Origin of the sequence: Hyphomicrobium album (assembly GCF_009708035.1) — a bacterium.
Taxonomy (GTDB): domain Bacteria; phylum Pseudomonadota; class Alphaproteobacteria; order Rhizobiales; family Hyphomicrobiaceae; genus Hyphomicrobium_A; species Hyphomicrobium_A album.
Genome location: NZ_WMBQ01000001.1, coordinates 1,098,871 through 1,124,313 on the forward strand (window position 1 = coordinate 1,098,871; position 25,443 = coordinate 1,124,313).

Annotated in this window: 22 protein-coding genes; 10 read left to right on the forward strand and 12 right to left on the reverse strand. The window is 66.0% G+C overall.

Annotated features, from left to right (window positions below):
* The first annotated feature begins 47 nt into the window (after nucleotides 1-47).
* From GIW81_RS05425 to GIW81_RS05440, 4 genes are all read left to right on the forward strand, one after another.
* The gene (locus GIW81_RS05425; RefSeq protein WP_154738280.1) at nucleotides 48-797 is read left to right on the forward strand and encodes a glycerophosphodiester phosphodiesterase family protein; all 750 of its coding nucleotides are present in this window, start codon (nucleotides 48-50) and stop codon (nucleotides 795-797) included.
* A 42-nt stretch (nucleotides 798-839) separates the two neighbouring features.
* Nucleotides 840-2,030 carry a GNAT family N-acetyltransferase gene (locus tag GIW81_RS05430; protein WP_154738281.1) on the forward strand — a complete coding sequence of 397 codons (1,191 nt, stop codon included), beginning with the start codon at nucleotides 840-842 and terminating at the stop codon, nucleotides 2,028-2,030.
* A 65-nt stretch (nucleotides 2,031-2,095) separates the two neighbouring features.
* A complete protein-coding gene (locus GIW81_RS05435; protein ID WP_154738282.1) occupies nucleotides 2,096-2,518 on the forward strand; it encodes an HIT family protein in 423 nt (140 codons plus the stop codon).
* 177 nt (nucleotides 2,519-2,695) lie between these two features.
* On the forward strand, nucleotides 2,696-3,460 hold the full coding sequence (locus GIW81_RS05440; RefSeq protein WP_154738283.1) for a Crp/Fnr family transcriptional regulator: 765 nt from the start codon (nucleotides 2,696-2,698) through the stop codon (nucleotides 3,458-3,460).
* On the opposite strand, the gene GIW81_RS05445 is transcribed toward GIW81_RS05440, so the two are convergent.
* Nucleotides 3,445-6,189: a LuxR C-terminal-related transcriptional regulator gene (locus tag GIW81_RS05445; protein WP_195930401.1), complete on the reverse strand. Its 2,745-nt coding sequence runs from the start codon at nucleotides 6,187-6,189 to the stop codon at nucleotides 3,445-3,447. The genes GIW81_RS05440 and GIW81_RS05445 overlap by 16 nt on opposite strands.
* A gap of 298 nt (nucleotides 6,190-6,487) precedes the next feature.
* Between GIW81_RS05445 and GIW81_RS05450 the strand changes: the two genes are divergently transcribed.
* On the forward strand, nucleotides 6,488-6,763 hold the full coding sequence (locus GIW81_RS05450) for a hypothetical protein (RefSeq protein ID WP_154738285.1): 276 nt from the start codon (nucleotides 6,488-6,490) through the stop codon (nucleotides 6,761-6,763).
* A 31-nt stretch (nucleotides 6,764-6,794) separates the two neighbouring features.
* Here the strand turns inward: GIW81_RS05450 and GIW81_RS05455 are convergent, their stop codons facing one another.
* Complete coding sequence (locus tag GIW81_RS05455; protein ID WP_154738286.1) at nucleotides 6,795-7,091, reverse strand: hypothetical protein; 297 nt, start codon at nucleotides 7,089-7,091, stop codon at nucleotides 6,795-6,797.
* A gap of 245 nt (nucleotides 7,092-7,336) precedes the next feature.
* Between GIW81_RS05455 and GIW81_RS05460 the strand changes: the two genes are divergently transcribed.
* Nucleotides 7,337-8,377 (forward strand): hypothetical protein, encoded by a 1,041-nt coding sequence (locus GIW81_RS05460; RefSeq protein ID WP_154738287.1) that lies wholly within the window; start codon nucleotides 7,337-7,339, stop codon nucleotides 8,375-8,377.
* Between the two features lie 76 nt (nucleotides 8,378-8,453).
* On the opposite strand, the gene clpA is transcribed toward GIW81_RS05460, so the two are convergent.
* The 3 genes from clpA to GIW81_RS05475 form a co-directional block, all read right to left on the reverse strand.
* Entirely contained in the window at nucleotides 8,454-10,913 is a 2,460-nt protein-coding gene (clpA, locus tag GIW81_RS05465) for an ATP-dependent Clp protease ATP-binding subunit ClpA (RefSeq protein ID WP_154738288.1), read from the reverse strand.
* A gap of 7 nt (nucleotides 10,914-10,920) precedes the next feature.
* Nucleotides 10,921-11,319: an ATP-dependent Clp protease adapter ClpS gene (gene clpS / locus GIW81_RS05470; RefSeq protein WP_154738289.1), complete on the reverse strand. Its 399-nt coding sequence runs from the start codon at nucleotides 11,317-11,319 to the stop codon at nucleotides 10,921-10,923.
* Between the two features lie 268 nt (nucleotides 11,320-11,587).
* Complete coding sequence (locus tag GIW81_RS05475) at nucleotides 11,588-11,917, reverse strand: phasin family protein (RefSeq protein ID WP_154738290.1); 330 nt, start codon at nucleotides 11,915-11,917, stop codon at nucleotides 11,588-11,590.
* A gap of 391 nt (nucleotides 11,918-12,308) precedes the next feature.
* On the opposite strand from GIW81_RS05475, the gene GIW81_RS05480 reads away from it, so the two are divergent.
* Nucleotides 12,309-13,805 carry a serine hydrolase gene (locus tag GIW81_RS05480; protein WP_195930402.1) on the forward strand — a complete coding sequence of 499 codons (1,497 nt, stop codon included), beginning with the start codon at nucleotides 12,309-12,311 and terminating at the stop codon, nucleotides 13,803-13,805.
* Between the two features lies 1 nt (nucleotide 13,806).
* Here GIW81_RS05480 and GIW81_RS05485 read toward each other — a convergent pair whose 3' ends face one another.
* The 3 genes from GIW81_RS05485 to putA form a co-directional block, all read right to left on the reverse strand.
* On the reverse strand, nucleotides 13,807-14,517 hold the full coding sequence (locus GIW81_RS05485; RefSeq protein WP_154738292.1) for a DnaJ domain-containing protein: 711 nt from the start codon (nucleotides 14,515-14,517) through the stop codon (nucleotides 13,807-13,809).
* Nucleotides 14,517-15,311: a VWA domain-containing protein gene (locus GIW81_RS05490; RefSeq protein WP_407658191.1), complete on the reverse strand. Its 795-nt coding sequence runs from the start codon at nucleotides 15,309-15,311 to the stop codon at nucleotides 14,517-14,519. Before GIW81_RS05490 ends, GIW81_RS05485 begins: the two co-directional genes overlap by 1 nt.
* 75 nt (nucleotides 15,312-15,386) lie before the next feature.
* A complete protein-coding gene (gene putA, locus GIW81_RS05495; protein WP_154738293.1) occupies nucleotides 15,387-18,599 on the reverse strand; it encodes a bifunctional proline dehydrogenase/L-glutamate gamma-semialdehyde dehydrogenase PutA in 3,213 nt (1,070 codons plus the stop codon).
* Between the two features lie 166 nt (nucleotides 18,600-18,765).
* Here putA and panC point away from each other — a divergent pair, with 166 nt between their 5' ends.
* Complete coding sequence (gene panC / locus GIW81_RS05500; protein WP_324614903.1) at nucleotides 18,766-19,704, forward strand: pantoate--beta-alanine ligase; 939 nt, start codon at nucleotides 18,766-18,768, stop codon at nucleotides 19,702-19,704.
* Here panC and GIW81_RS05505 read toward each other — a convergent pair.
* The gene (locus GIW81_RS05505; RefSeq protein ID WP_154738294.1) at nucleotides 19,701-20,645 is read right to left on the reverse strand and encodes a DMT family transporter; all 945 of its coding nucleotides are present in this window, start codon (nucleotides 20,643-20,645) and stop codon (nucleotides 19,701-19,703) included. The two genes, panC and GIW81_RS05505, sit on opposite strands and share 4 nt — an antisense overlap.
* A gap of 253 nt (nucleotides 20,646-20,898) precedes the next feature.
* Between GIW81_RS05505 and parE the strand changes: the two genes are divergently transcribed.
* Complete coding sequence (gene parE, locus GIW81_RS05510; protein ID WP_154738295.1) at nucleotides 20,899-22,914, forward strand: DNA topoisomerase IV subunit B; 2,016 nt, start codon at nucleotides 20,899-20,901, stop codon at nucleotides 22,912-22,914.
* 48 nt (nucleotides 22,915-22,962) lie between these two features.
* On the opposite strand, the gene GIW81_RS05515 is transcribed toward parE, so the two are convergent.
* From GIW81_RS05515 to GIW81_RS05525, 3 genes are all read right to left on the reverse strand, one after another.
* Complete coding sequence (locus GIW81_RS05515) at nucleotides 22,963-23,460, reverse strand: SRPBCC family protein (protein WP_154738296.1); 498 nt, start codon at nucleotides 23,458-23,460, stop codon at nucleotides 22,963-22,965.
* A gap of 4 nt (nucleotides 23,461-23,464) precedes the next feature.
* Complete coding sequence (locus GIW81_RS05520; RefSeq protein WP_154738297.1) at nucleotides 23,465-23,854, reverse strand: ArsR/SmtB family transcription factor; 390 nt, start codon at nucleotides 23,852-23,854, stop codon at nucleotides 23,465-23,467.
* 139 nt (nucleotides 23,855-23,993) lie between these two features.
* Nucleotides 23,994-24,509 carry a hypothetical protein gene (locus tag GIW81_RS05525; RefSeq protein WP_154738298.1) on the reverse strand — a complete coding sequence of 172 codons (516 nt, stop codon included), beginning with the start codon at nucleotides 24,507-24,509 and terminating at the stop codon, nucleotides 23,994-23,996.
* Nucleotides 24,510-24,722: 213 nt separating this feature from the next.
* On the opposite strand from GIW81_RS05525, the gene GIW81_RS05530 reads away from it, so the two are divergent.
* Nucleotides 24,723-25,367: an outer membrane protein gene (locus GIW81_RS05530; protein WP_154738299.1), complete on the forward strand. Its 645-nt coding sequence runs from the start codon at nucleotides 24,723-24,725 to the stop codon at nucleotides 25,365-25,367.
* The last annotated feature ends 76 nt before the right edge of the window (nucleotides 25,368-25,443 follow it).

Consider the following 25,443-nt stretch of genomic DNA (forward strand, 5'->3'; position numbering starts at 1 on the left):
CCGAGCAACTGGTCCCCGCGGCTCCGACTTGAACAGTCGAAAGAGACATGCTCGATCGTAACACCTTCCTGAGGCCGATCGCGCACCGCGGTCTGCACGATGCCGCCAAAGGCATCATCGAGAATACGACGGCGGCGTTCGAAGCGGCGATCGCCAAGGGCTACGGCATCGAGTGCGACCTGCGCCCCGCCGGCTGCGCGACTCCGATGGTGTTCCACGACCTGACGCTCGATCGACTTGTAGAGGCCGAGGGACCTATCGCCCGGCACGAGGCGGCGGCGCTGAAGCGGCTCGCTTACCGCAGCGTAAAGGGCGCCATGCTCGACCTTGCCGAACTCTTCGAGCTCGTGGGCGGGCGCGTGCCACTGCTGATCGAGATCAAGAGCGAATGGGAAGCGCCCGATGCGCGCTACCTCAATGCCATCGCCAAAGCGGCACAATCTTACAAAGAACCCGTCGCGCTCATGTCTTTCGACCCGGCGGTGATGACGGGCATCCGCGAGCTAGCCCCCGAGATCCCCCGCGGCATTGTGTCGGGGCAGTTCGCCGCCGACTGCTGGTGGCGCGATCAGCTCGGCCCGCAGCGCGCCCATGACCTGTCGAACTTGCTTGAATCGGGCCCCGCCGCTCCCGATTTCTATGCCTACGACGTCAACGCCCTGCCGACGCCCGTCACGCGGTTTGCCCGTGAGGTCGAAGGCCTGCCTCTTTTCACCTGGACGGTGCGCTCAGAGGAGCAGCGGGCGACGGCAGCCAGATGGGCGGACGCACCGATCTTCGAGGGATACGAGCCCTGACGCGCTAGGCGCGCGGGGGGCACAAGAGAGTAAGCGGTAGCGATGAGCGTGCACGAAGGCGAGAAGCGAGGGACGGTCGCCAGCATCGTTGCCCGCATCGCCGACGTCGACAAGGCCGCGTGGGATGCGTGCGCCAATCCCGACCCGGCGACCTTCAATCCGTTCGTCGCGCATGCGTTCCTGAAGGCGATGGAAGAGTCCGGCTCGGTCGGCGCGCGCCATACTGGATGGCTGCCGCAGCATATCGCCGTCGACGACGAAAAAGGCGACATCGCCGCCTGCGCGCCCTGCTACGTGAAGCTGCACAGCGCCGGCGAGTACGTGTTCGACCACTCCTGGGCGGCTGCCTACGAGCAGGCTGGCGGTCACTACTATCCGAAGCTGCAAATCGCGGTTCCGTTCACGCCGGTGCCGGGGCCGCGCCTGCTGGTGCGGCCTGACGTCGATCAGGACTTCTATCGGCAGGTGTTGGGCGCCGCGGCGGCCGAGTTGGCGCAGCGGATCGGTGCCTCGTCGGTGCACGCGACGTTTCTCAGCGAAGGCGATTGGCAGGCGCTCGGTGCGCAGGGCTATCTCAAACGCACCGACCGGCAGTTCCATTGGGCCAATCGCGGGTACGCGACGTTCGACGACTTCCTCGCCGACCTCGCCTCGCGAAAGCGCAAGACCATCCGCAAGGAGCGGCGCGAAGCGCTCGCCGATGGCATCGTTATCGAGCACCTCGCCGGATCCGACATCAAGGAGAGGCACTGGGACGCCTTCTTCGACTTTTACATGGATACCGGGAGCCGCAAGTGGGGACGGCCGTATCTCAATCGCCGGTTCTTCGCCCAGCTCGGGGAAGCGATGCCGGAACGCTGCCTGCTGGTCATGGCCAAGCGCGGGGCGCGTTACGTCGCCGGTGCGTTGAACCTGATCGGCGGCGATTGCCTTTACGGCCGCTACTGGGGTTCCGTCGAGCATCACCCGTGCCTGCACTTCGAGGTCTGCTACTACCGGGCCATCGACTACGCGATCGCGCACGGCTTGAGCCGCGTCGAGGCCGGCGCGCAGGGCGAGCACAAGCTGGCGCGTGGCTACCTGCCGGCCACGACCTACTCGGCGCATTACATTGCCGATCCCGGATTCCGCCGCGCCGTGGCGCGCTACCTGGAGCAGGAGCGAGCCGAGGTCGCCGAGACCGTGGCGGTTCTGACCGAGTACGGCCCGTTTCGCCGGGGCGAACCCTCATAGCGGATGCGGCTTGACGCGGCGCCCAGCGCTCCGTTTAACAGGTTTTCGCTAGCCGGGAGACCCGCATGCCCTACGACGACAGCAACGTGTTCGCGAAAATCCTGCGCGGCGAGATTCCCTCGCACAAGGTTTACGAGGACGCCGACACGCTCGTCTTCATGGATGTCATGCCGCAGGCGGCCGGCCATACGCTGATCGTGCCGAAAGCGCCCTCGCGCAACCTGCTCGATGCCGATCCCGCCGTGCTGGCGAAGGTCATGCCCGTCGTGCAGCGCACGGCAAAGGCGGTGAAGGATGCGTTCGCCGCCGACGGCGTCACCGTCGTCCAGTTCAACGAGCCAGCGAGCGGACAGACGGTTTTTCATCTACATTTCCACGTCATTCCCCGCTACGAGGGCGTGCCGCTGATGCCCCACGGACGCGACATGGAAAAGCCGGACGTGCTCGCCGCCAATGCCGAGAAGGTCCGCAACGCGCTCAATGCTTAGGGACGACGGCGGCCGTCCGGAGCGACCAGCGGAAACCGGCTACCGCAAAAAAGGGTAGGGGATATCGCTACCCATCCCCCATTCAGGGGACAGACAATAGTTACGCACAGGCGTATTTTGCTCAGGTGGCAATCAATTTGTGTTCACCCCTTTAGTCTTGCGTTCGGGGACACCAAAATGGCTTGGCTATCCTCAGTCGGCGTTCATGGTAAATCCGGGCTCCCGTCCCGTCTTGAGCCCGCATTTTCCTCCTCCCCCCCCGTTACGGCTCCCCCCGCCGAGACGGCCCCCACGCCGCAGCTGATCGAAGCCAACGCCTTCGTCTTCAAGGCGGGCGATCCCCGAACGCATCTTTATCGTGTCGAGACCGGCGCGGTCTGCCTCTACGAGACGGGCTCCGGCGACCGGCAGTCGGTAATCGAATTCGCCTTCCCGGGCGATTACCTGGGGCTGGGCTTCCTGGAGAGGCAGCACCTCAACGGCCGCGCGCTACTGGAATCGACCATTACAGCCTTTCCGATCGACGCCCTGCCCGACCTCGTGAAGAACGATCCACGCGCCCAGGTCAAGCTCGCCCAGTCGGTCGAGCGCGAGTTCGAGGCGCGGCGCGACGAGTTGTCCAGCGCCGGCCACCGCCAGCCGATCGAGCGCGTCGCGGCGCTGCTCGTGACGTCGGCGCGCACCAACGTGCAGCAGGGCCGCCCGGCCGAAATCATCAAGGACTCGTGGAAGTGCGGCTTCATCGCCGATCTTCTGCAGCTCACGCTCGATGATCTGAGCGCGATCCTCGTCGATCTGGAGCGCCGCGGACTGATCGCCGCCGCCGGCCCGGATCTGCGGCTGACCAACATCCCGGCGCTCGAGGCGATGGCCGACGGCATTTGGCCGGACAACGACCACGGCACGACGCCCAAGCTGGTGACGGCTTACAGGGCGGCGTGATGCCCGTTGGTCTTGAGCATGCCGAGGCTTTGCGCCCGGACCACGGCCTGCGCGCGTGATTCCGCCGAAAGCTTCTGGAAGATCCGCTTCAAGTGCGTCTTGATCGTCTCCGGAGCAACGCCCAGCTCGCGGGCGATCTCCTTGTTCGACCTGCCCCGCGCGATGAACTCGACGATCGAGCGCTCGCGGGCGGTGAGGTCGTCAGGCGGTCGCGCCAGAGCGGGTTTGCGGGTTGCGACGCGATCGCGCAGTTGGTCGAGCAGCCGGTCGACGAGCCGCAGGGCGGCGGGGTCGGCATCGAATGCGCCGGCGTCGCGCGCCTTCAAGAGGATCGGCACGATGCGGCGCTCGTGGTCGAGCACGAAGCTCGGCATGTTGGCCTCCGCGCCCCAGCCCATCAACTTGCGCAATAGGCCATAAGCCCGGTCGGATGCGCCGAGGCGGTCGTGCAGCACGACAAGGTCGACGCCGACGCGCAGTGCTATGAACCGGTCGTCGGTCGACAGGAGACCATCGAACGCTTCGCCCAGCGCTGCCGCGGCTTCTCGCGGCTTGCCGGCGGCGGCATCGACGAGACCGATCGCTACCATGCGCCAGGTGCGGATCGAGGCGGCGGATGACGTGTTGGACGCAGCGGTCTTCGCCTGCAGCTCTTCGAATGCGGGGAGTAGCGCCTGCGCCTCGCCGATTTGCCCAGCAGCCAGCAGCAAGCGGGTGCGCTCGACCAGCAGCATGGCGATCACGACGCCCCAGCCGCGCTCCCAGCTCAGGCGCTCGGCACGGTTCAGGAGGCTCATTGCCCGCTCGGTATCCCCACGCAGCGCCGCGGCGCGGACGAGCACGAAGAAGGCGTTGCGGAACCCCTCGTGGAATGCCGTCGTCTCGATGAGTTCCAGGGCGTCCAGAACTTTGACCTCGGCGCCGGTCACGTCGCCGCGCTCGTACTGCAGCCTCGCCGTGAGCCCGGTGAGCATGGAGGCCGTCATCGACTTGGCGCCGGAGTATTTTTCGGCGAGCGCTGCCGCCGCGGCGTAGTACTCGAACGCGTCGTCGAACTTCAGCTGCTTCACCGCGGCGAGGCCATTGAGGCAGAGGCGGAAGTTTTCGGGCAGGACGTAGGACGCCTCGCTGGCCGAGCGGTCGGGGTTGGGCAGCGCGTAGTAGGCCTTCCAGTCGCCCGACTTCAGGTAGGCGTAGCGGGCCACGTTGCACAGCGCGTTGAAGTTGAAGGCATCGAACTTGTGGCCGGCGAGGCATTCGAGCGCCATGTCGCGTCCCTGCGCCGCGTTTTCGGCAAGCGCGCAGAACACAGCGCGTGCCGCGCGGCAGCGCCACCACAGGTCGCTGCCCGGCTCGCTATGCGTGCCCGCCTCGACCTGCGAAAGCAGGACCTCGGCCTCCTTGAACCGGGTGACGAGACACATGCCCCAGGCGAGCGCCAGCTTGACCTCGAGCTGGCCGCTCATCAGCTCGCGCGGCAGCTTCTCCTCCCAGCTCAAGAGCGTGAGCAAGTCGCCACGCGCCACCATCGACATGGCACAGTGCTCGATGAACTCGATGGCGAGCGCATAGTCGCCGGCGGCAATCGCGTATTGAACCGCCTCGCTCCACATTTCGCGCGCCGCATACCAGCGGCAGGCGCGCCGGTGCAGGTCGGGGATCTGGTCGCCCATGCGGGCGCGCAGGCGGTCGACAAGGAACTCGCGCAGCAGATGGTGGTAGCGGTACCAGGTTCCGTCGTCGTCGAGCGGTACCAATAGGAACTGCTCGCGCTCCAGCTCCTCGAGGATGCCGGCATCCTCGCGGCAGCCGGAGACGGCACTGCACAGCGAGGGATTCATCTGGTCGAGGACGGATGTCTTCAGGAGGAAGTCGACCACCTCGTCGGGCTCGGTGGCGAGAGTGTCCTCGAAATACTCCGAGATCGTGCGCGAGGTGCCGGTGATGGTGCGCACTTGGGCGACCGGGTCGGTCGAGTTCTGCAGTGAGATGCGCGACAGCTGCAGGGCGGCGGGCCAGCCCTCCGTCGTCGCGTGCAGCTTGGCGACGCCAGCCTTGCCCAGTCGGGTCGAAAGCGCTTCGCCGAGGAATTCTTCCATTTCCGCCAGCTTGAACTTCAGGTGCGTCGCGTCGATCTCGACCAGCTCGTCCTCGAGCCGCAGGCGCGACAAAGAGAACCGTGGATCCGTGCGCGAGACCAGGACCAGGTGCAGGTTGGACGGCGCATAGCGGAGCAAGAGCTTCATCAGCTCGTGGCAGCGCACGTCGGCGACGACGTGGAAGTCGTCGAGGAAGAGGTAGATTTCGCTATCGACCTCGGACGCCGAATTCAGGAGCGACGACATGACGTTGCGCGCCGGCATGAGGTTCGACGCCTTGAGCAGCTCGATCGCCTCGTGCCCGAGGTTGCTGCCGGCGCTTTCGAAGGCGCGCGCCAGATGATAGGCGAGAGCGCCCGGCTCGTTGTCATCGCTGTCGAGGCTGAGCCAGGCGACAAGCGCGCCGCCCTCACGCAGACGCTGGCTCCACTCGGCGGCGAGAATGGTCTTGCCGTATCCGGCCGGCGCCCTGAACAGGATGAGCCGACGGCCGATCGCGCCGTCGAGGAAGCGCATGAGCTCGGGACGCTGGACGGCGAACTTGCGGACCGCAGGAGGTACTGTCTTGGTCTGCGCGATACGCGGCAGATCTACCAAGACTGGGTGACTCAGCTCGACTGTCGATCCCATTAGGTTCATCTGCGCGCGCTCCCCACGCACAGAATTTGCGCCCTTGAACCAACATGCTAGGCGATGGTGGCAGTTGCTTCAATTGAAATGCAGTTCTTCCGCGCTTCCCGAAGTTCCCGCTGGTGAATGGGCGCCGTTTAGTTCGGGGTACAGCGGCTTTCCCCCATTGCTGACGCTCCGCCGTCCCCCAATCAGGGGACTGCATATACACCCGCCGTCGGCGACACTCCTCTCACCGAATTCTCCCGGAATGTTTCAACGCTCACGGAAAGCGTAACAAATGTTGGGTTCAGCTCGTATGGCGTCGCGCCAATTTCTTGGACGCCGGTTCACTGGCCTGGTGATCGCCGGCACGGCGTCGTTATTGCTCGGCGCCTGCGCCCACAACGTGGCCGAGACGCCGGCGCTGCAGTGGCAAGTGAATACGGTGGAAGCGACAGAGGGCAGCGGCACCGCGTACGGAGCAGCGGAGACATCGCCGGCGACGGGTTGTGGCGAGAGCGGCGGCGATGGCTGCTACGTTTACCGCGGCGGCAGAGATCCCTATACGGGGCTCGCCTACACGCAGCTCTAGCGCCGGCGCGACGACGCCAGGGGTTTCAATTTCACCCAGCGCAGGCCTGGTACTTGTCCCACCACACCGGGTTGCCGGTGGAGACAGCCAAGTTGCGCAGGCATACGCAATCGCCGTAGCCGCAGGCAGCGCGATAGGCGCGCGGGCTGTTGTAGTAGCGGACTCCGCTGTCGTAAGCGCGGCTGCGGTAGCTGCGCTTGTAGGTGCGGGGAGCGTCGTAGCCGTACCGATGCCAGCCGCCGGCCGCGGCCGGAGTGGCGATCGCCGGCGCCAGAACTGTCGCGCAAACCGCGATGATGACGGCGCCGAACGCAGCTGAGTGCTTCATGGGAAGCCTCCTATTTCTCGCCTTCCCGCTTCGGCCGAACGCAATAGACCGAGCGCGGTTTCCCGCCCGCTCGTGGCAGGCCACCAGCGAGCCACCGCATTCTGAGCCAATCCGGTTAAGAAGCTGCAAGCTCTAATAGATCGGCCGGGCCCGGCGTCTACGCACGGGGTCATCAATGTGCCCATTTGGGTCCGTAGCCCGATCCACAGCCGCCGGCTGTGCGGCGGGTTGGGAGAGTGTTGGGAATGCGGAGAACGGTTCTCGCGCTTCTGGTTCTGGCATCTGCCGCCATATTGAACGGTCCCGCGACCCAGGCGGCGGCGCCCAGCCGATGCTGGAAGGCGCCACAGGCGCAGACCGTCCAAGAAGCCGTCATCGCCGCGCAGAACCAGGCGAAGCTCGCCGCACGTGCCAAGTCAGCCGAGCCGGCGGCGATGCTCGCGCTATCTGATGGGCGTCTCAAGTCCGCCTACGGCGCCGGGTTGCTCGTTGGCTGGGGCGAGACAGGAACGCGGCCGGATTTTGCCGTGATAACAGCTGTCGGGATGAGCGCGCTGCTCGCCCCCTTTGCGTTTCTAGGCGGCGAAGGCGATGGCGCGATCGCCGACATCTTCGCTTGCGATGCCTCGAGCCTGCAGGAGATGGCAGGGCGCGCCGCCTCCTATCTCGATGCCAATCTTGTCGAGAAGATCGCACGTCGCCACGAGTCCGGCGCCAGATTGCTTGTCGCCCTGCCCGGCTCGGCAGCAAGACGGGAGACCGTCTGGGATCTCGGCGCCATTGCCGCCAGCCGGCATCCCGAAGCGCGGCGGCAGATCGGGGCCATTCTTCGCGCCGCAGTCGATCTCACTACCTTTATCGACCCCGAGGCGATGCCGGTGAGCGGCGGCTTGGCTGCGGTGCGCAACCCGGCATTGCGGCGCGTGGGAGCGGGCGAGCCGTTTCTTTCGGCGCCGAGCCTCAGGAAACCAGCGGCGGCGACCTATCTCATCCATAACGGGGTGCTGTTCCCCGATGAGGGCGAGCAGTACGCCGCGGCACACGCTCTCCAATCAGACCCCGCGCGAACTGATATCTGGCTGGTGCCAGCCTACGATCTATTCACGGCTGCGCAGCGGTGGCAGTCGCCCATGCTGATCGCCTCGCCGCGCCCTTACCTGAACATTCAGCCGCAACAGTCCGCCTTCGACCTCGGTTACATGCGCGCGCTGTTTCTCGATGCCTACCGGCAAGGCCGCATGCGTCGTGAATGGCGATCGAAGTTCATCGAAAGCGAGCCGCGCTAGGCACGCACCGCGGCCCCGACAGAAAAAGCGCCGGAGAGGGTCTCCGGCGCTTTCAATTTCTGCAGCGAGGTTGCCGCTAGTCGTCCTTGCGACGCGGCACGTTGGGGACGGCGCCGCCTGAGCCCTTTGCCGGACGCTCCTTGCGCTCCTTCGGCGACGGCAGTGCCTTGCGCGGCGCGGCCTCGACCAGCACCGTCTGAGGCTCCTCGTCGTCCTCGTCCTCATCCTCCGAGGCCTTGCCTTTCGGCCGCTTCGCCGGATCGGGGGCGAGATAATCGAAGGCGAGCTTGCGGTCCTCACCCTTGCCGGTAACGACCACCTTCACGGTGCCACCGTGCTCGAGCTTGCCGAACAGGAGCTCGTCGGCGAGCGGCTTCTTGATGTGCTCCTGGATCACGCGGGCGAGCGGACGGGCGCCGAACTTCTCGTCGTAGCCCTTCTCGGCCAGCCAGCGGGTCGCCTCCTCCGACAGCTCGATCATCACGCCGCGATCGGCGAGCTGCGCCTCGAGCTGGAAGATGAACTTGTCGACGACCTTGGTGATCACCTCAGGCGGCAGGCCGGCGAACGGCACGACCGCGTCGAGACGGTTGCGGAACTCCGGCGTGAACATGCGGTTGATCGCTTCCGTGTCGTCGCCCGTGCGCTTCGAGGAGCTGAAGCCCATCGCCGGTCTCGCCATGTCGGCGGCACCCGCGTTCGTCGTCATGATGAGGACGACGTTGCGGAAATCGACCGCCTTGCCGTTGTGATCCGTCAGCTTGCCGTGATCCATGACCTGCAGAAGGATGTTGAACAGGTCGGGATGCGCCTTCTCGATCTCGTCCAGCAGCAGCACGCAGTGCGGATGCTGGTCGATACCGTCGGTCAGCAGGCCGCCCTGATCGAAGCCGACGTAGCCCGGAGGCGCGCCGATGAGGCGCGAGACCGTGTGCTTCTCCATGTATTCCGACATGTCGAAGCGCAGAAGCTCGATGCCCATGAGGTCGGCGAGCTGCTTGGCGACTTCCGTCTTGCCGACGCCGGTCGGGCCGGAGAACAGGTAGCAGCCGATAGGCTTCTCGGGCTCGCGCAGGCCGGCGCGCGACAGCTTGATCGCGGCGCCCAGCGCCTCGATCGCCAGGTCCTGGCCGAACACGACGCGCTTTAGATCCTTCTCAAGGTTGATCAACACCTCGGCGTCGGACTTGGTGACGGTCTTCGGCGGGATGCGCGCCATGGTGGCGACGGTCGCCTCGATCTCCTTCACCGTGATCTTCTTCTTGCGCTTGCCTTCCGGCACGAGCATCTGCGAGGCGCCCGTCTCGTCGATCACGTCGATCGCCTTGTCGGGCAGCTTGCGGTCGTGGATGTACTTCGCCGACAGCTCGACCGCCGTGCGGATCGCATCATTCGTGTATTTGAGCTTGTGGAAGCTCTCGAAGTAGGGCTTGAGGCCCTTGAGGATGGCGACGCTATCCTCGACCGAGGGCTCCTTGACGTCGATCTTCTGGAAGCGGCGGACGAGGGCGCGATCCTTCTCGAAGTGCTGCCGGTACTCTTTATAGGTCGTCGAGCCGATGCAGCGCACGCTGCCCGACTGCAGCGCCGGCTTCAGCAAGTTGGAGGCGTCCATGGCGCCGCCCGACGTCGCACCCGCACCGATGACGGTGTGGATTTCGTCGATGAACAGGATCGAGCCCGGATAGTTCTCGATCTCCTTCATCACGGCCTTGAGCCGCTCCTCGAAGTCGCCGCGGTAGCGCGTGCCGGCGAGCAGCGCGCCCATGTCGAGCGCGAAGATGGTGGCATCCTGCAGGACCTCGGGAACCTCGCCCTTGATGATCTTGCGCGCGAGACCTTCGGCGATTGCCGTCTTGCCGACGCCCGGATCGCCGACGAACAGCGGGTTGTTCTTCTGCCGGCGGCAGAGGACCTGGATTGTGCGCAGCACCTCGGTCTCGCGGCCGATCAACGGATCGATCTTGCCGTCGCGCGCCTTGCGGTTGAGGTTGACGCAATAGGTATTGAGCGCGTCCTGCCCGGGCTTGCGCTCCTCTCCCTCTACCGTCTGATCCTCGTCGACGCCGCGCACCGAGCGCGGCTCGGACATGCCGGGACGCTTGGCGATGCCGTGGCTGATGTACTGGACCGCGTCGAAGCGCGTCATCTCCTGCTCCTGCAGGAAGTAGGCGGCATGGCTCTCGCGCTCGGCGAAGATCGCGACGAGCACGTTGGCGCCGGTTACTTCCTCGCGGCCGGAGGATTGCACGTGCACGACCGCGCGGTGGATGACGCGCTGGAAGCCGGTCGTCGGCTGGGCCTCGGTCGACTCCTTGGAGACGAGGGCCGACAGATCGTTGTCGAGATAGTTGGTGACGCGCGAACGCAGCGTCTCGAGGTCCACCGTGCAGGCGCGCATCACGGCCGCGGCGTCGCGATCATCGAGAAGAGCCAGCAACAGGTGTTCGAGCGTCGCGTATTCGTGGCTGCGCTCGTTAGCGGCTTCAAGAGCGCGATGCAGGGCGCTTTCCAAGCTCTTCGAGAACGATGGCAAGGCTTACCTACTCTTTCTCCATAGTGCACTGCAGAGGATGACCGTTCTGGCGTGAAAAATCCATGACCTGCGTTACCTTAGTCTCGGCGACCTCGTAGGGATAAACCCCACAGACGCCGACCCCCTTATGGTGCACATGAAGCATAATGCGCGTCGCCTCATCGCGTCCCTTGGCAAAATACTTTTCGAGAACCAGAACGACGAATTCCATCGGCGTGTAGTCGTCGTTCAACAGCAGTACCTTGTAGAGGCTCGGCTTCTTGGTCTTCGGCCGAGTCTTCGTGGCAATGCCGGTACGTCCGTCCTCGTTCCCGCGATCTTTACCGGGCGGCTCGCGCCCCGGCGGATCGTTCTTCGCGCCCCTCGTAACCAAGCGACGATGCCCCAGCGCCAGCGTCTTAGTCATTAATGCCAACGTCCGTCCCTGGGCCGCGCTTTCCGCGCCGACCCGCTCCTACAACCGCGCTCGTGCGCTTTGCGATGACTCACGATACGCAACGCCGCCCGCGGCTGCAAACTGCCCTCCGGCCACTCCCCGGGTTTTCCCGACGCCGACTGGCGAGTGCCTGAGGCAAGACCCCGGAGGCATATGATGGGGACGCAACCGGACACAAAAAAGGCCCGGCAAGCGCCGAGCCCTTGTTTTCAATGCCGCAGGTTTGCGCAGATCCGGCTCAGCCGCCGTTTTGTAGGATCTTCTCGACGGGCTTGTAGGCCTCTTTGGCCATCGAAGCGTACAGGCCGCCGATCTTGGACATCTGCTGCATATAGTCGTCGTAGGCGCGCTTGGCATAGCTCGTCTGGATCTCGACGGCCTGCTCAACCGACTTCGACGACATGAGCTTCTCCATGGTGGCGGTGCTCTCCTCGAACGAGCGCTTGGTGTAGTCGCTCATCTCGGCGGCGATCGCCTGCCAGTTCTTGTTCCACTCGCCCAGCATCTTCATTGCGCTGTCGACATTGGTCTGACCGAGCTTCTGCATGTCCTCGAAATTCCTGATCATGGTGCCATCCGTGTCCTAAGAGACTGTCGAAACGATAAGACGCAGCGCAGTACCCCCTGGCCCTCGTCAGGACCTCACCCAAGGGCCATTTTTATAGGCAATGCACAATTTTTCAAGTTCTTTTTGCAATGCAATATAAGGGCCGAGCGCTCGCGATTAACCGAGATGAAGTTGGACCGCGGGTATGCTCGGCAACGGACAGGGTACCGCTGGCATTGCGGTCGGGCACGCGGCAAACGCCGTAAAGAGGCCCCAAAACGATGCTCCGTTTGAGCCTCGTCCGCACACGAACAGGTCCACGGGGGCTCGGGCTAACCCCTTAGACCGACTGTCGCTTTAGATGCGGGCGAAAGCTTCGCACAGACGGTAGGATTGTCGATTGATGTACTGCGTGTCGAAGTCCCAAGCCCCTGCGCGTCGGTTCGCTTCCCTCGTTGTAGCGGCCCTCGCCCTCACCCTAACGATCGCCGCCACGCGTCCCGTGGACGCCGCCGATCCGCGCGCCGCGTCGATGGTTATCGACGCCAACACCGGTGCCGTGCTGCACAACAAGGGCGGCGACGAACCTGTATACCCGGCGTCACTAACCAAGATGATGACGCTCTACATGACCTTCGAGCTGATCGAGCTCGGGCGGCTCAACTACGACAGCAAGATCAAGATGACCCAGGAGGGCGCCGACGCCGCTCCCTCCAAGCTCGACCTCGACGCCGGCGAGGAGCTGACGGTCGTCGATGCCATAAAGGCCCTGGTAACCAAGTCGGCAAACGACGTGGCCATTGCCCTCGCCATGCACATCGGCGGCACCGAGACGAATTTCGCCAGACTGATGACGCGCAAAGCGCGCGAGCTCGGCATGCAGAACACGACTTTCCGCAACGCCTCTGGCCTGCCCGACCCCGAGCAGAAGACCACGGCGCGCGACATGATCACCCTCGGGTTGCGCCTGCAGGACGACTTCCCCCGCCACTACCGGCTGTTCTCGACGCGCACCTTCTCTTTCCGCGGCAAGACCTACCGCAATCACAATTCGTTGCTGACGCGCTACCAGGGCACCGACGGCATCAAGACCGGGTACACGCGCGCCTCGGGGTTCAACCTCGTCTCCTCCGTGCGTCGCGACGGCAAGCACGTCGTCGCCGCGGTATTCGGCGGCGACACGGCGCGCGAGCGCAATGCCAAGATGCAATCGCTGCTGACGAGCGCGCTGGCCAAGGCGTCGCGTCAGGTCACGCGCAAGCCGGCACTCGTCGCCCGCGCGCCGCAGCCCGCAGTCGCCAAGCCCCCGGTTCGAGTTGCCGAGGCCGCCGACATCGCACCGCCTCCACCGCAAGCCGTCGCGCCTCCCCCACCGTCGGCGCGCGAGCGTGACGCTGCGATCGCCGTTGCCAAGGTACGCTCCGTGCGCATCGGCGCGAACCCTCCGTCGGCAGCCATCGAGCGCGTCGAAGCCGCCTCCAGCGCACCGCAGCCGGTATTCGCGGTGGCCGGCGCCGGCAGCGCACCCGCCTTCCCGCGTTTCGTGCCGGAGACCGGCGCGCTCAAGCCCTCGACGCTGCAGGCACAAGCCGCGGCGCTCGAGCAGGTGGAACCTGCGCCGGCGCCTGCCCCGGCTCCGCGGCAGGTCGCGGCACACTCGGCGCCGCGCGGACCGTTCGAAATCCAAATTGGCGCGTACGCAGACTCAGCCGAGGCCGAGCGACGCATGACGGCAGCGCGCGAGCGCGCCGGCGGCCTGCTCGACGCCTATCGCGGCGTCGCCATCCCGGTGCAGAACGGCAAGCTCTATCGCGCCCGCTTCCGCGGCTTCGACGCGACGGTAGCCAACACCACCTGCTCGCGTCTGAAGTCGATGCAGATCGACTGCTTCGTCACCAAAACCGAGTAGCTCAGCGCAGCGCGTCGAGGGCCACGTCCTTTGCCTCGTTGATCTTGGCGGCGAGATAGGTCGAGCCGCCACGGTCAGGATGCAACCGCAGCATCAGCTCGCGATGTGCGCGACGGATGTCCTCCTCGTCGGCGCCCGGCTTCAATCCCAAAATCTCCAGCGCTTCCTTTTCCGTCATCCGCCCATCGGGGCCGCGGCTCATGTCGGATTCGCCGCGCGCCATGTCCTCGCGCCAGGTTGGATGGATGCGGTCGAGATAGGCCTCGACGAGCTGCGCAGAACGCAGGTCGGTGTGACGGCAGTCCTGCCACAGGAGGCCGAGATCGGTCGGGCTCAGCGTGTCGATGTCGCGCCCGGCGAACATGCCTTTCAGCACGCGGCCGTGCATCTCGCCGGTATCGTGGTCGAGCTCCATTTCCAGGTGATCGGTCTCGATGCGCGAGGTCTGCCCCGGCGAGCGCCGGGCACTTCCGCCGCCCCCGAGCCACGGTGGCAGCGTGCGGCCCCAGATGAGCCATGAGCCGAACATGCCGAGCGGAATGGCGAGCACCTCGAGCCCGCGCAGCATCAGGAGGCTGGCCGCGAACAGTGATACCGCGCCCCCGCCGATGCGCAGGCGGCGCGCGACGTTGGCAGGGTTCGCCTGCGCAAAACTGCGCATTGCGATGAGCCCCAAAGCGAGCGCGATCAATCCGAGGACAAGGTAGAGCATCAGGCGCCCGCGGCTCCGGGCTTCAACTGTTCCAGCAACAGGCGCGCACCTTGACCGTTCTGCCGATCGCCCAGCGCGAGCAACGCCTTGCGTCCGCCGGCAGCGTAGACGGCGACGGCGGTCAACAGATCGCGCAGCTGGCGGGCCGAGCCGCGGTCGAAGCGGCAGTAGGCGCCCTTGGTGAGGTGGGCAATTTCCTGGTAGGCGCGTGCCGCCGTCGCGTCGGCACCTTCCTGGAAGAGGAATACCGGCACGCCCATCAGCGCCAGCTCGCCGGCTCGCGCGCACAGCGCATCGACGTTCTCCTCCATGCTGTCGCCCACGTAGACGAGTGCGTTGACCTTGCGGCGCCGGCTTTCGTCGAGAGCATGGCTCAGCACCTTGCCGATCTGCGTGAGGCCGCCCTCGCAGGCGACGGAGCGCATCAGCCGCGCCAGCGCTTCGGGGTCCGATACCCACTTCGAGGCACGGCACTCGTTCATGCCGCGAAAATAGAGAAGCTGCACGTCGAGGCCGCCGACCTCCTTCACCGCGGCGAACATCTCGCCCTGCAGGCTAAGCGCCATGTCCCAGGTCGGCGCCCGGCTCATGGTGGCGTCCATGGCAAACATCAGCCGGCCATGCTCGCCCGTGGCGACGGGTGCGACGCTCTGCATCTTCGCGATGAAAGCCGCGACGTCGGCGTCGGAGGCGGAGGGGCGCTGCGGCAGGCCGCCGGCGGCATGCGGCGCCGGCACCTCGTGGGCGGTGTCCGCGCCGGCTGACGGCGTCGATGCGGCTGGCTTACGCGTGATCATTTCTCGAGCCCAGACGAGCTATTCGCCTACAGCATGGCGATCCGCGGTCGGCGCCGCAATATCCCGCCCTCCTCAACGCCCGGTATTCGTGGCGGCGGTGAGGAGTTCGAGGTTGCCGCCGGTGGCCGTGACATCGGTGGAACGCACCCGTTCGGAGGCATAGGCGAACAGGGTGTGGGGGCCGCCGGCCTTGGGGCCCGTGCCCGACAGCCCCTCGCCGCCGAAGGGCTGCACGCCGACGACGGCGCCGATCTGGTTGCGATTGACGTAGACGTTGCCGACACGGGCGTGCTCGGCGACGTAGTCGGCGACGGCCTCGATGCGGCTGTGCAGGCCGAGCGTGAGGCCGTAGCCGGAGGCGTTGATCGCCGCGACCACCTTGTCGAGCGCGCCGCGCTCGTAGCGCACCACGTGCAGGATGGGGCCGAATACCTCGCGATCGAGGATCGAAAGGCGGTCGATCTCGAAGGCGGCGGGCGTCACGTAGCTGCCGGCGCGGCAGCTCTCGGGCAGCATCAGGTCGACCAACTGACGCCCTTCGCGCTGCATTCGAATCTTGTGACCATCAAGCGCGTCCTGCGCCTCCTCGTCGATGACGGGGCCGATGTCGGTCGCATAGTCGAACGGGTCGCCGATATCGAGCGCCTGGATGGCGCCGACCAGCATGTCGACGGTGCGGTCTGCCGTGTCCTCTTGCAGGAAGAGCACGCGCGCGGCGGAGCAGCGTTGCCCGGCGCTGTTGAAGGCGGAACGTACCGCGTCGCGCACGACTTGCTCGGGCAGCGCGCTCGAGTCGGCGATCATGGCGTTGAGGCCGCCGGTCTCGGCGATGAAGGGAATGATGGCGTTGCGCCGGTCGGCGAGCGCCTTCTGGATAGCCCACGCCGTCTCGTTCGAGCCGGTGAACGAGATGCCTTTGACGCGCGGGTCTTTGACGAGCGCCTCGCCGAGACGGCCGCTGCCCGGCAGCAACTGCAGCACATCGCCGGGAACGCCCGCTGCGTGCAGATGCTGCGTGGCAAGGAAGGCGGTAATGGGCGTCTGCTCGGCGGGCTTCGCCAGCACGGCGTTGCCGGCGGCGAGTGCCGCCGCCACCTGCCCGGTGAAGATCGCCAGCGGGAAGTTCCACGGCGAGATGCAGGCGAACACGCCGCGTCCGTTGAGCAGAATCGTGTTGCGCTCGCCCGTCGGGCCGGGCAGCTGCACGGGGCCGACGAACAGGCGCCGCGCCTGGGCCGCGTAGTAGCGCAGATAGTCAATCGCCTCGCGCACGTCGGCCTGCGCGTCATCCAATGTCTTGCCCGCCTCGCGGACGATCACCGCCATGAGCCGCGCCTTGTCGCGCTCGAAGAGGTCGGCGGCGGCGTTGAGAATCTGCGCGCGCTTTGCCCCACCCTCCTTGTTCCAGGTGCGCTCGGCAGCCGTGGCGCGCTCGATCGCGGTGTTGGCTTGTTGCAGGTTGGTGATGCGCACAGTCCCGATGCGCTCGCGGCGGTCGTGCGGACAGGTAACGAGGCTTGCCGTGTCACCGCCGACGGTCGCCTTGCCGCCGATGATCGGCCCCGCCTCGTAGACGTCGTCGAGCGCGTCGCCCATTTCCTTGAAGAGTGCATGCCGCGCCGTCGTCTCGGTGAGCGGCAACCCGCTCGCGGCCAGGCGTTCGGGCAGGTAGATCTCGCGCGGACGCACGATCAGTCGCTGCGCTTCGGTGGTACCGGCGATCTCCGTCTGTGCCGCCTCGACGGGATCGCGGATGATCTCCGACACCGGCGCCTCGTCGTCGGCGAGGCGGTTGACGAATGAGGTATTCGCGCCGTTCTCGAGCAGCCGGCGGACGAGGTAGGCGAGCAGGTCCTCGTGGTCGCCGACCGGCGCATAGATGCGGCACGGCCGCTTGATGAGTCCGTTCTCGCCGACGACCTCGTTGTGCAGCGGCTCGCCCATGCCGTGCAGGCGCTGGAACTCGAAAGTCGCAGGTCCCCCGGCGACGTGCGCGGCAGCGATGGCGTAGGCGTTGTGCGTGGCGAACTGCGAATAGAACGCCTTCTGGTCGCTCAGCATCAGCCGCACGCAGGCAAGGAACGAGACATCGGTATAGAGCTTGCGCGTGAACACCGGATAGTCGGCCAGCGCCCGCTCCTGCGCCCATTTGATCTCGCTGTCCCAGTAGGCGCCTTTGACGAGGCGGACAGGGATGCGCTTGCCGGTGCGCTCGGCGAGGCGCCGCAGCCAACGCAACGTCGGGATGGCGCGCTTGCCATACGCCTGCACAGCGATGCCGAGACCGTTCCAGTTGTCGAGCGCATCGTGGGTGAGCGTCGTCGCGAACATTTGCAACGTCGGATCGAGGCGCTCCTGCTCTTCCGCGTCGATGGTGAGGGTGAGGCCGCGCGAGCGGGCGGCGCGGGCGAGCGTCAGCATGCGCGGGCTGAGCTCGGCGGCGAGCCGCTCCTCCTTGCCGGGCTCGAAGCGCGGATGCAGCGCCGACAGCTTCACCGACAGCCCCGGGCGGCCGTAGAGTGCGTCGGAATGCATGGTCGAGAACGGCCCGGCCGACTGGCCCACGGTGTCGATCGCGGCGAGATAGCGCTCGAAGTAGATGTCGGCGTCCTTCTGGGTGCGCGCCGCCTCGCCGAGCATGTCGTAGGAGAAGAGGTAGCCCTTCTCCTCGTACTCCTTGGCGCGCGTCAGCGCCTCGCGGATGTTGCGGCCGAGCACGAACTGGTCGCCGAGCACCTTCACGGCCTGGCGTACCGCCTGGCGGATGACCGGCTCGCCGGAGCGGGCGACGAGGCGCTTCAATGCGTCGATGGGGTTGGCGCCGCGCGCCTCGCGCAGCTTGACGACGCGGCCCGTCAGCATCAGGGCCCAGGTTGACGCGTTGACCAGCATGCTGTCCGAGTGGCCGCGGTGTTTCTCCCAGTGACCTTCGGAGAGCTTCTCGGCGATGAGCGCGTCTGCGGTCTCCGTGTCGGGGATGCGCAGGAGCGCCTCGGCGATGCACATGAGGATGACGCCTTCGTCGCTCGAAAGGCCATACTCGCGCATGAAAGCGTCGACGCCCGCATGCTTGCCGCGGTCGGCGCGCGCTGCATAGACGAGCCGGCGCGCCAGATCGCTCGTCCGGCGGCGCTCGTCCTCGGAGAACACGGCGCGCTCGACCAGACGGTCGAGCAACCGCTGCTCGTCGATCAGATGGTTGGCGGCGATCTCGTCGCGTGGGGGAACGAGGCGTGCCCGCTCCTCGACGTCGCTGATCGCTTCAGCCATCTTCACAGCAACCATGGTGACCTCATGCGTGCGCCGCGTTGTGCGATTCGATTTACCTTGAGTGTAGCAAATCGCGGCCCGGCGTGCTGCCGGAGTGGCAGGCTTAGGCACGCCACTTGACGATAACGCGGCGCACCGCCAGAGCTTGCCGCCGCAGAGGCATTTTTTTAGAGGCCCGACCGTGGCGGCTCAGCCCGACGTAGTGCGCTCAATCGCCGATTTGCGTGACGCCATCGGTGCATGGCGGCGCGAAGGGCGCAAAATTGCGCTCGTTCCGACGATGGGTGCGTTGCACGCCGGCCACCTCACCCTGGTCAAGCGCGCCGGGGAGCTGGCCGACCAAGTCGTCGTGTCGATTTTCGTCAATCCGAGCCAATTCGCACCGCACGAGGATCTGGCGCGCTACCCGCGCGACGAGGGGGGCGATCTCGCCAAGCTGGCAGGTGGCGCTCACCTCGTCTGGGCGCCGATGGCAACGGACATATATCCGGAGGGATTCGCCACGCGCATCGCCCCGGCGGGTGCCGCGCAAGGATTGGAGAGCGATTTCCGTCCGCACTTCTTCGGTGGCGTCACGACGGTATGCGCCAAGCTGTTCGGCGCGGTCACGCCCGACATCGCCGTGTTCGGCGAGAAGGACTACCAGCAGCTCTGCGTCGTGAAGCAGATGGTGCGCGACCTGAACATGCCGCTGGAGGTTGTCGGCGTGGAGACGACGCGCGAGGCGGACGGGCTCGCGCTGTCGTCGCGCAATGTCTATCTGTCGGCCGAGGAGCGTGCCATCGCCCCGGCGCTCCATCGGGTGCTGCGCGCCGTGGCGGAGAAGGCGCAAGCGGTGGTGAGCGGCGGGGCACCGCGCAAGGGCAAGGCGCCCCGCCCGGCCCCCCTGGTGCGCGATCCGGCGCTGCCGCCGCAGGCGCATCAGCTGCCTGACTTGATTGCGCTCTGCGAGGAGGCAGCGGCGGAGCTGGCGGCTGCCGGGTTCAGGAAAGTCGATTATGTCGCCGTGCGCGCCGCCGACACGCTGCAAGTGGTGAGCGACGCCGGAGCGCGGCCCTTGCGCGTGCTGGGCGCCGCGTGGCTCGGCACCACCCGCCTCATCGACAACGTGCCGGGCTAAGCCGGCTTGCGAGTCGCCAGAAGGATGCCGGCGGCAATCAGGGCGATGCCCAGCGCGTGGTAGGCGTGCAGCCGCTCGCCGAGGAGCAGAACCGCCAGCAGGGTGCCGAACACCGGCACCAGGTGCACCGCTAACCCCGCCGTGTTGGCGCCGAGGAGCTCGACCGAGCGGTTGAAGCACAGGTACGCGACGACCGAGGCGAACACGGCCACGTAGCCGACGGCGACCAGCGCGTGCCAGTTGAGCGGCATCGGGCGCACGTGCACGCTCTCGAAGACGTAGAACGGCAGCAGCAGCGCCGCGCCGATGACGAACGTGGCGAACAGGAAGCTCAGCCCGTGCACGGCCGGACGCTTGCGCAGCAGCGCCGTGTAGACCGCATAGCTGACACTGGCCGCGAGCATCCACAGGTCGCCGGTGTTGAGCGCGAAGTGGGTCAGCACGCCCAAGTCGCCGTGCGAGATCAGCGTCAGCGCACCGAGAAGCGAAATGGCGATGCCGCACGCCTGGCGCGCCGTCACCAGGTCGCGGAATAGGGAATAGCTCGCGGCAACGATCAGCACCGGTACCGCCGACTGCAGCATCACGATGTTGAGCGCCGTGGTCGACTGCGCCGCCAGATAAAGTCCGCTGTTGAAAAACGAGATCCCCAGCGCCGACAAGAGCAGCATGGTCGGCCAGTCGGCGAGCATCGCCTTGGCGTCGCGGCGCACGTGCGGCCAGGCGAACGGCAGCACGACCAGGGCGCCGACCGCCCAGCGCCAGAAGGCGAGCCCGATGGGGGGTATCTCGCCCGCAACGCTGCGCGCCACGATGGCATTGCCCGCCCAGAACATTCCGGTGAGCACCATCAACAGGCGCGGCTCGTTGCCGAGGCTCGCCAGCAAGCTTGTGGACGCAGGGACGCGCGCCGTCGATCTGGTGCGGGGGTCGGAGGCCATCAGGAAGCGCTATCTACTGGTGGGGGAACGATTTCGCCGGCCAAGGGCCGGCGCGTCAGGCCTCATATAGGCACGTTCATTTACCTCGTCACCCCGTGCAAAAGCATGACGCGGTTGGCAATTGCGCCACTCTTGCCAAGCGGCCGGGGCGCGTGCGAGGTCATCGGGAACCACAAACCAGGGATTCGCCGCTCTCGGCCCCTCGTCACCGCGTTTCGTGCCGGACGGCATGCCGCATCGACGGGAAGTATCCATGGCCGGAGCCGTTCGCGACCTCTTCGCAACGATCGAAAGCTTCATGACGGACAAGACGGCCCGCGCCCGCCGCACGACGGATGCCTCCGACGCCTACACCGCCGCCGACATCGAGGTCTTGGAAGGCCTCGAGCCGGTGCGCCGCCGTCCGGGCATGTACATCGGCGGCACGGATGAGAAGGCGCTGCATCACCTGTTCGCCGAGGTGATCGATAACGCGATGGACGAGGCCGTCGCCGGTCACGCCACGTGGATCGAGGTGCGCTTCGATGCCGACGGGTTCCTGTCGGTCGTCGACAACGGCCGCGGCATGCCCGTCGATCCGCATCCGAAGTTCAAGACCAAGAGCGCGCTCGAGGTCATCATGTGCATGCTGCACTCGGGCGGCAAGTTCGACGGCAAGGCGTACAACACCTCGGGCGGTCTGCACGGCGTCGGCGTGTCGGTGGTCAACGCGCTGTCGGACGTCTGCGAGGTCGAGGTGGCGCGCGGACAGCAGCTCTACCGCATGGCGTTCTCGCGCGGTCTGCCGCAGGGCAAATTGGAAAAGCTCGGCCCGGTCATGAACCGGCGCGGCACCAAGGTGCGCTTCCATCCCGACGAGACGATCTTCGGCAAAGGCGCCGCCTTCAAGCCGGCGCGCCTCTTCAAGATGGCGCGCTCCAAGGCCTACCTGTTCGGCGGCGTCGAGATCCGCTGGAGCTGCGATCCCTCGCTGATCAAGGACGAGACGCCGGCGGAAGCGGTCTTCCATTTCCCGGGCGGGCTAAAAGATTATCTCGCCTCCGAGATCGAGGGGCAGACGCGCGTCACCAAGGACCTGTTCGCCGGCAACGTCGAGCGCGAGGGCAAGCACGGCTCGGTAGAATGGGCCGTGGCGTGGATCGCCGACGAGGACGGCTTCTCGCGCTCCTATTGCAATACCATCCCGACGGCCGAAGGCGGCACGCACGAGAACGGCTTCCGCTCGGCGCTTTCCAAGGGCCTGCGCGAGTTCGGCGAGCGCATCGGCAATCGCAAGGCGCCGCAGATCACCGCCGACGACGTGATGGGCACGGCGGCGGCGATGCTCTCGTTGTTCATCCGTGAGCCGGAGTTCCAGGGCCAGACCAAGGACAAGCTCGCCACCCAGGAAGCGACGCGCATCGTCGAGTCCGCGGTGAAGGATGCCTTCGACCACTGGCTGACCGAGAGCCCGCAGCAGGCGACGCGCCTCTTGGATTGGTCGATCGATCAGGCCGAGGACCGCTTAAAGCGCAAGCGCGAGAAGGAGGTCGGCCGCCAGTCGGCGACCCGCAAGCTGCGCCTGCCCGGCAAGCTCGCCGACTGCACCATCCAGACGGCGGCGGGGACCGAGATCTTCATCGTCGAGGGTGACAGCGCCGGCGGCTCGGCGAAGAGCGCGCGCATGCGCGAGACCCAGGCGATCCTGCCGCTGCGCGGCAAGATACTCAACGTCGCCAACGCCTCGTCGGCCAAGCTGTCGCAGAATCAGCTGCTCGCCGATCTCATCCTGGCGCTCGGCGTCGGGACCGGCACGAAGTACAACGACGCCGACCTGCGCTACGAACGCGTCATCGTCATGACCGACGCCGACGTCGACGGCGCGCACATCGCCTCGCTGCTGATCACGTTCTTCTATCAGGAGATGCCGGCGCTGATCGAGAATGGGCACTTGTTCCTGGCCGTGCCGCCGCTCTTCAAGATCACGCACGGCGCCAAGTCGGTCTACGCGCGCGACCCCAAGCATCGCGACGAACTCATCGCCAAGGAGTTCAAGCCGGGCGCCAAGGTGGACATCTCCCGCTTCAAAGGCCTGGGCGAGATGAATGCCCCGCAGCTCAAAGAGACGACCATGGACCCCAAGAAGCGGCTATTGCTGCGGGTCGAGATCGGCGACGGCGACCGTACCGCCATCGGCGAGGCGGTGAATGCGCTGATGGGGTCGAAGCCCGAAGCGCGCTTCCGCTTCATCCAGGAGCGCGCCGCCTTCGCCCACGATTTGGATATCTGAGCCGGTCGCGAGTCCGCCGGTTCAGAGCGCGCCGACGGGAACTTGCGATCAGGGGAATTTTTCCAGCTCGTCGGCAAGGCGCGCCAACAGCGCCGTGCATCCGTGCTCGCGGCCAGGGATTGAATCCGCGCTGTCGAAATAGGCGCCCTGCTCCGTATAGGTCACACGGGTGCCTTTGCCCTCGGGAAAGAACTCCATCGTGGCCAGCGACACGGACAGCGGCTTACCGCCAATCGTCATGCGGTAGGTGATGACGATGCGACGGTTGTCGATGATGTCCTGATACTGCGTGTCGTTGGTGATCTCCGGTCCGTCGCGGAAGGAAAAGCGCGACGTCTCACTGCCACCGACGCGGAAGTCGACGTCGAACTGAAACACTTTCCAGGCCACGCCTTCCGCGAACCAGCGCCGCTTCTTCACCGGGTCGCGAAACGCATCGAACACGCGCTCGGGCGAAGCGGGATAGGTGCGCTCGATCGAGAACGAGCCGTGCGCGACGAACGGCTCTTCGTCCAATGCGGCGACGGTCGACTTGCTGCTCGGCATATTCCTACTCCTTTGCGCGACGACGACGTTGTTTCTTGGGTTTCGCGGCAGACCTAGACACTTGTTCCGCCGCTTCCTCTTCGGCGAGCAGAACTCCGAGGCGATCGAAGCGCCGCTCCATCAGCATCCGCCGCGCAGCAATCCAGTTAGCGAGCGGTGCAAAACCGCCCTGCTCCAGCCGGCACGTGCGCACGCGGCCGATCTTCTCGCTGCGTATGAAACCGCCGGCCTCCAGCACCTGCAGGTGCTGCACGACGGCGGCGAGCGTCATGGCGAACGGTTTGGCGAGATCGCTGACGCTGGCCGGACCTTGCGTCAGGCGCTCAATGAGGGCGCGGCGCGTCGGCTCGGCCAGGGCGCGAAAGCTGTCATCGATGGGCGAATGCTTAAGCATGGACTTGAGTATCCATGCGCGCGGGGCGATTGTCAAGCGGTGACTAAAGTGTCAGCGTTTGAATTTCAGGAGGTCAGCGCGATCGGCGAAGGTGAATGCGCCTTCGCGCACGACCTGGGTGATTGATGGCGGAGCGGCGCTAATGTAGCAGCGCCGCGAGATCAGGCCCGAGCTGCTGCCATGCGAGCACCGCAAGCGCGAGCGCCGACAGGGTCAGTGCCAGCATGGTGGCCCGCCAGCCGCGCCGATAGTTGATGAGTGACCGGCGGAGAAGCCGGTCGGCTGTGAGGCGCGGCGCGCCGTCGGCGCTCGCGATCGGGCGTGCCGCCCAGCAGAGCAGAAAGCCCGCGGCGGCGTGACCGGCAAGCGCCAGCCCGATGACGGCCTTCACCGGAGGTGAGACGTCGAGCGACAACGCCGCAGTCAGCAGCGCGGCCATGATTGCATTGAATTGCGTGAGCGTGCCGCTGGCGGCGAGATACATGCCCTGCTCGCCGTGGTAGCGCCCTTCGCTGACCGGCGTCATAGCTCCGGGCACGCCATCGGGCGGCACGAACGGCCCGATCGACGGCGCCGGGTGGACGCTGGCCGACAGCGCGGGCGCGCGCAGAGGTGCCGGCTCCGAACTGGCTTTGTGATCGTCGGTAGTACCCATCCCCACCCCCGTGCAGGCCGCGTAGCTTATCGCAGCACGAGACAATTCCCTATGGCATGGGTGAAGCCGTCGAGCGTTGACTGGGGGAGCCGGAAGCTTCACGCAGGATTTGGATATTTGAACGCCTCGACGCTAGAGCGTAAGGGATTGAGCATGCTTGGTTTTTTCTGGATCTGCCCTGGCCAGCATCATATGCACTCAACCTAGAACGGCCTGTATTTAGGCGCCCATGCTGGCGGCGCCTGGGGCGACGTCGAGGTGCGCGACGCTCCGGACCCGGGAATCAACCCCGGTCCATTCAACTACGATGTCGATGGCTGGTTCGGTGGCTTCACCTCCGGCTACAATCTTCAATACCAGGGTTTCCTCATTGGCATCGAAGGCGATCTGGGTTTTATCGACCCGGACGGCGAAGGTCGCATCCCTTCGGCCGCACCGTCGCCCCACTATCAGGCCCTCACGCTCGACAGTGGTTTCTATGCCGACGTTACGGCCCGACTGGGCGTCACGTTCGGTGAGACGCTCGTCTACGGTAAGGGCGGCTGGGCCTACTATGAGGGCGAGGCCAAGCAGGCAACGACGCGCATCGAGTATTCAAAGACCGGCACGGGCAGCTTCTCCGGTTGGGTGCTCGGAGGCGGCATTGAGCACTTCGTCACGCCGAACCTCAGCCTGAAGGCCGAGTATCTGCACTTCGACTTGGGCACCGAGTCCGGCCACCAGACGGCACTGGTCGCCGATCCACCGACGCCCGTCGGCTATGTGTTCCGCAACTACCACGACGTCGAAATCGATACCGTCAACGTCGGCTTCAACTATCACTTCGACCGCCCGGAGTCGCCGGCGCCGCTGAAGTAGGGCAACAAGTTAGCGCTCAATGAGGCGCATCGACTGGGAGCAGCGATCTGCTCCCAGTTCGTTTTCTGCTTGATCG

Bases quoted from the DNA above. Each gene is read 5' to 3' on its own strand.
- GIW81_RS05440 (WP_154738283.1), top strand. From the start codon at position 2,696: ATGGCTTGGCTATCCTCAGTCGGCGTTCATGGTAAATCCGGGCTCCCG.
- GIW81_RS05445 (WP_195930401.1), bottom strand. From the start codon at position 6,189: ATGGGATCGACAGTCGAGCTGAGTCACCCAGTCTTGGTAGATCTGCCG.
- GIW81_RS05520 (WP_154738297.1), bottom strand. From the start codon at position 23,854: ATGCTTAAGCATTCGCCCATCGATGACAGCTTTCGCGCCCTGGCCGAG.
- clpS (WP_154738289.1), bottom strand. From the start codon at position 11,319: ATGACTAAGACGCTGGCGCTGGGGCATCGTCGCTTGGTTACGAGGGGC.
- GIW81_RS05430 (WP_154738281.1), top strand. From the start codon at position 840: ATGAGCGTGCACGAAGGCGAGAAGCGAGGGACGGTCGCCAGCATCGTT.
- GIW81_RS05485 (WP_154738292.1), bottom strand. From the start codon at position 14,517: ATGCTCTACCTTGTCCTCGGATTGATCGCGCTCGCTTTGGGGCTCATC.
- GIW81_RS05435 (WP_154738282.1), top strand. From the start codon at position 2,096: ATGCCCTACGACGACAGCAACGTGTTCGCGAAAATCCTGCGCGGCGAG.
- GIW81_RS05455 (WP_154738286.1), bottom strand. From the start codon at position 7,091: ATGAAGCACTCAGCTGCGTTCGGCGCCGTCATCATCGCGGTTTGCGCG.
- GIW81_RS05425 (WP_154738280.1), top strand. From the start codon at position 48: ATGCTCGATCGTAACACCTTCCTGAGGCCGATCGCGCACCGCGGTCTG.
- GIW81_RS05515 (WP_154738296.1), bottom strand. From the start codon at position 23,460: ATGCCGAGCAGCAAGTCGACCGTCGCCGCATTGGACGAAGAGCCGTTC.
- GIW81_RS05475 (WP_154738290.1), bottom strand. From the start codon at position 11,917: ATGATCAGGAATTTCGAGGACATGCAGAAGCTCGGTCAGACCAATGTC.
- parE (WP_154738295.1), top strand. From the start codon at position 20,899: ATGGCCGGAGCCGTTCGCGACCTCTTCGCAACGATCGAAAGCTTCATG.
- GIW81_RS05460 (WP_154738287.1), top strand. From the start codon at position 7,337: ATGCGGAGAACGGTTCTCGCGCTTCTGGTTCTGGCATCTGCCGCCATA.
- putA (WP_154738293.1), bottom strand. From the start codon at position 18,599: ATGGTTGCTGTGAAGATGGCTGAAGCGATCAGCGACGTCGAGGAGCGG.
- GIW81_RS05450 (WP_154738285.1), top strand. From the start codon at position 6,488: ATGGCGTCGCGCCAATTTCTTGGACGCCGGTTCACTGGCCTGGTGATC.
- GIW81_RS05525 (WP_154738298.1), bottom strand. From the start codon at position 24,509: ATGGGTACTACCGACGATCACAAAGCCAGTTCGGAGCCGGCACCTCTG.
- GIW81_RS05505 (WP_154738294.1), bottom strand. From the start codon at position 20,645: ATGGCCTCCGACCCCCGCACCAGATCGACGGCGCGCGTCCCTGCGTCC.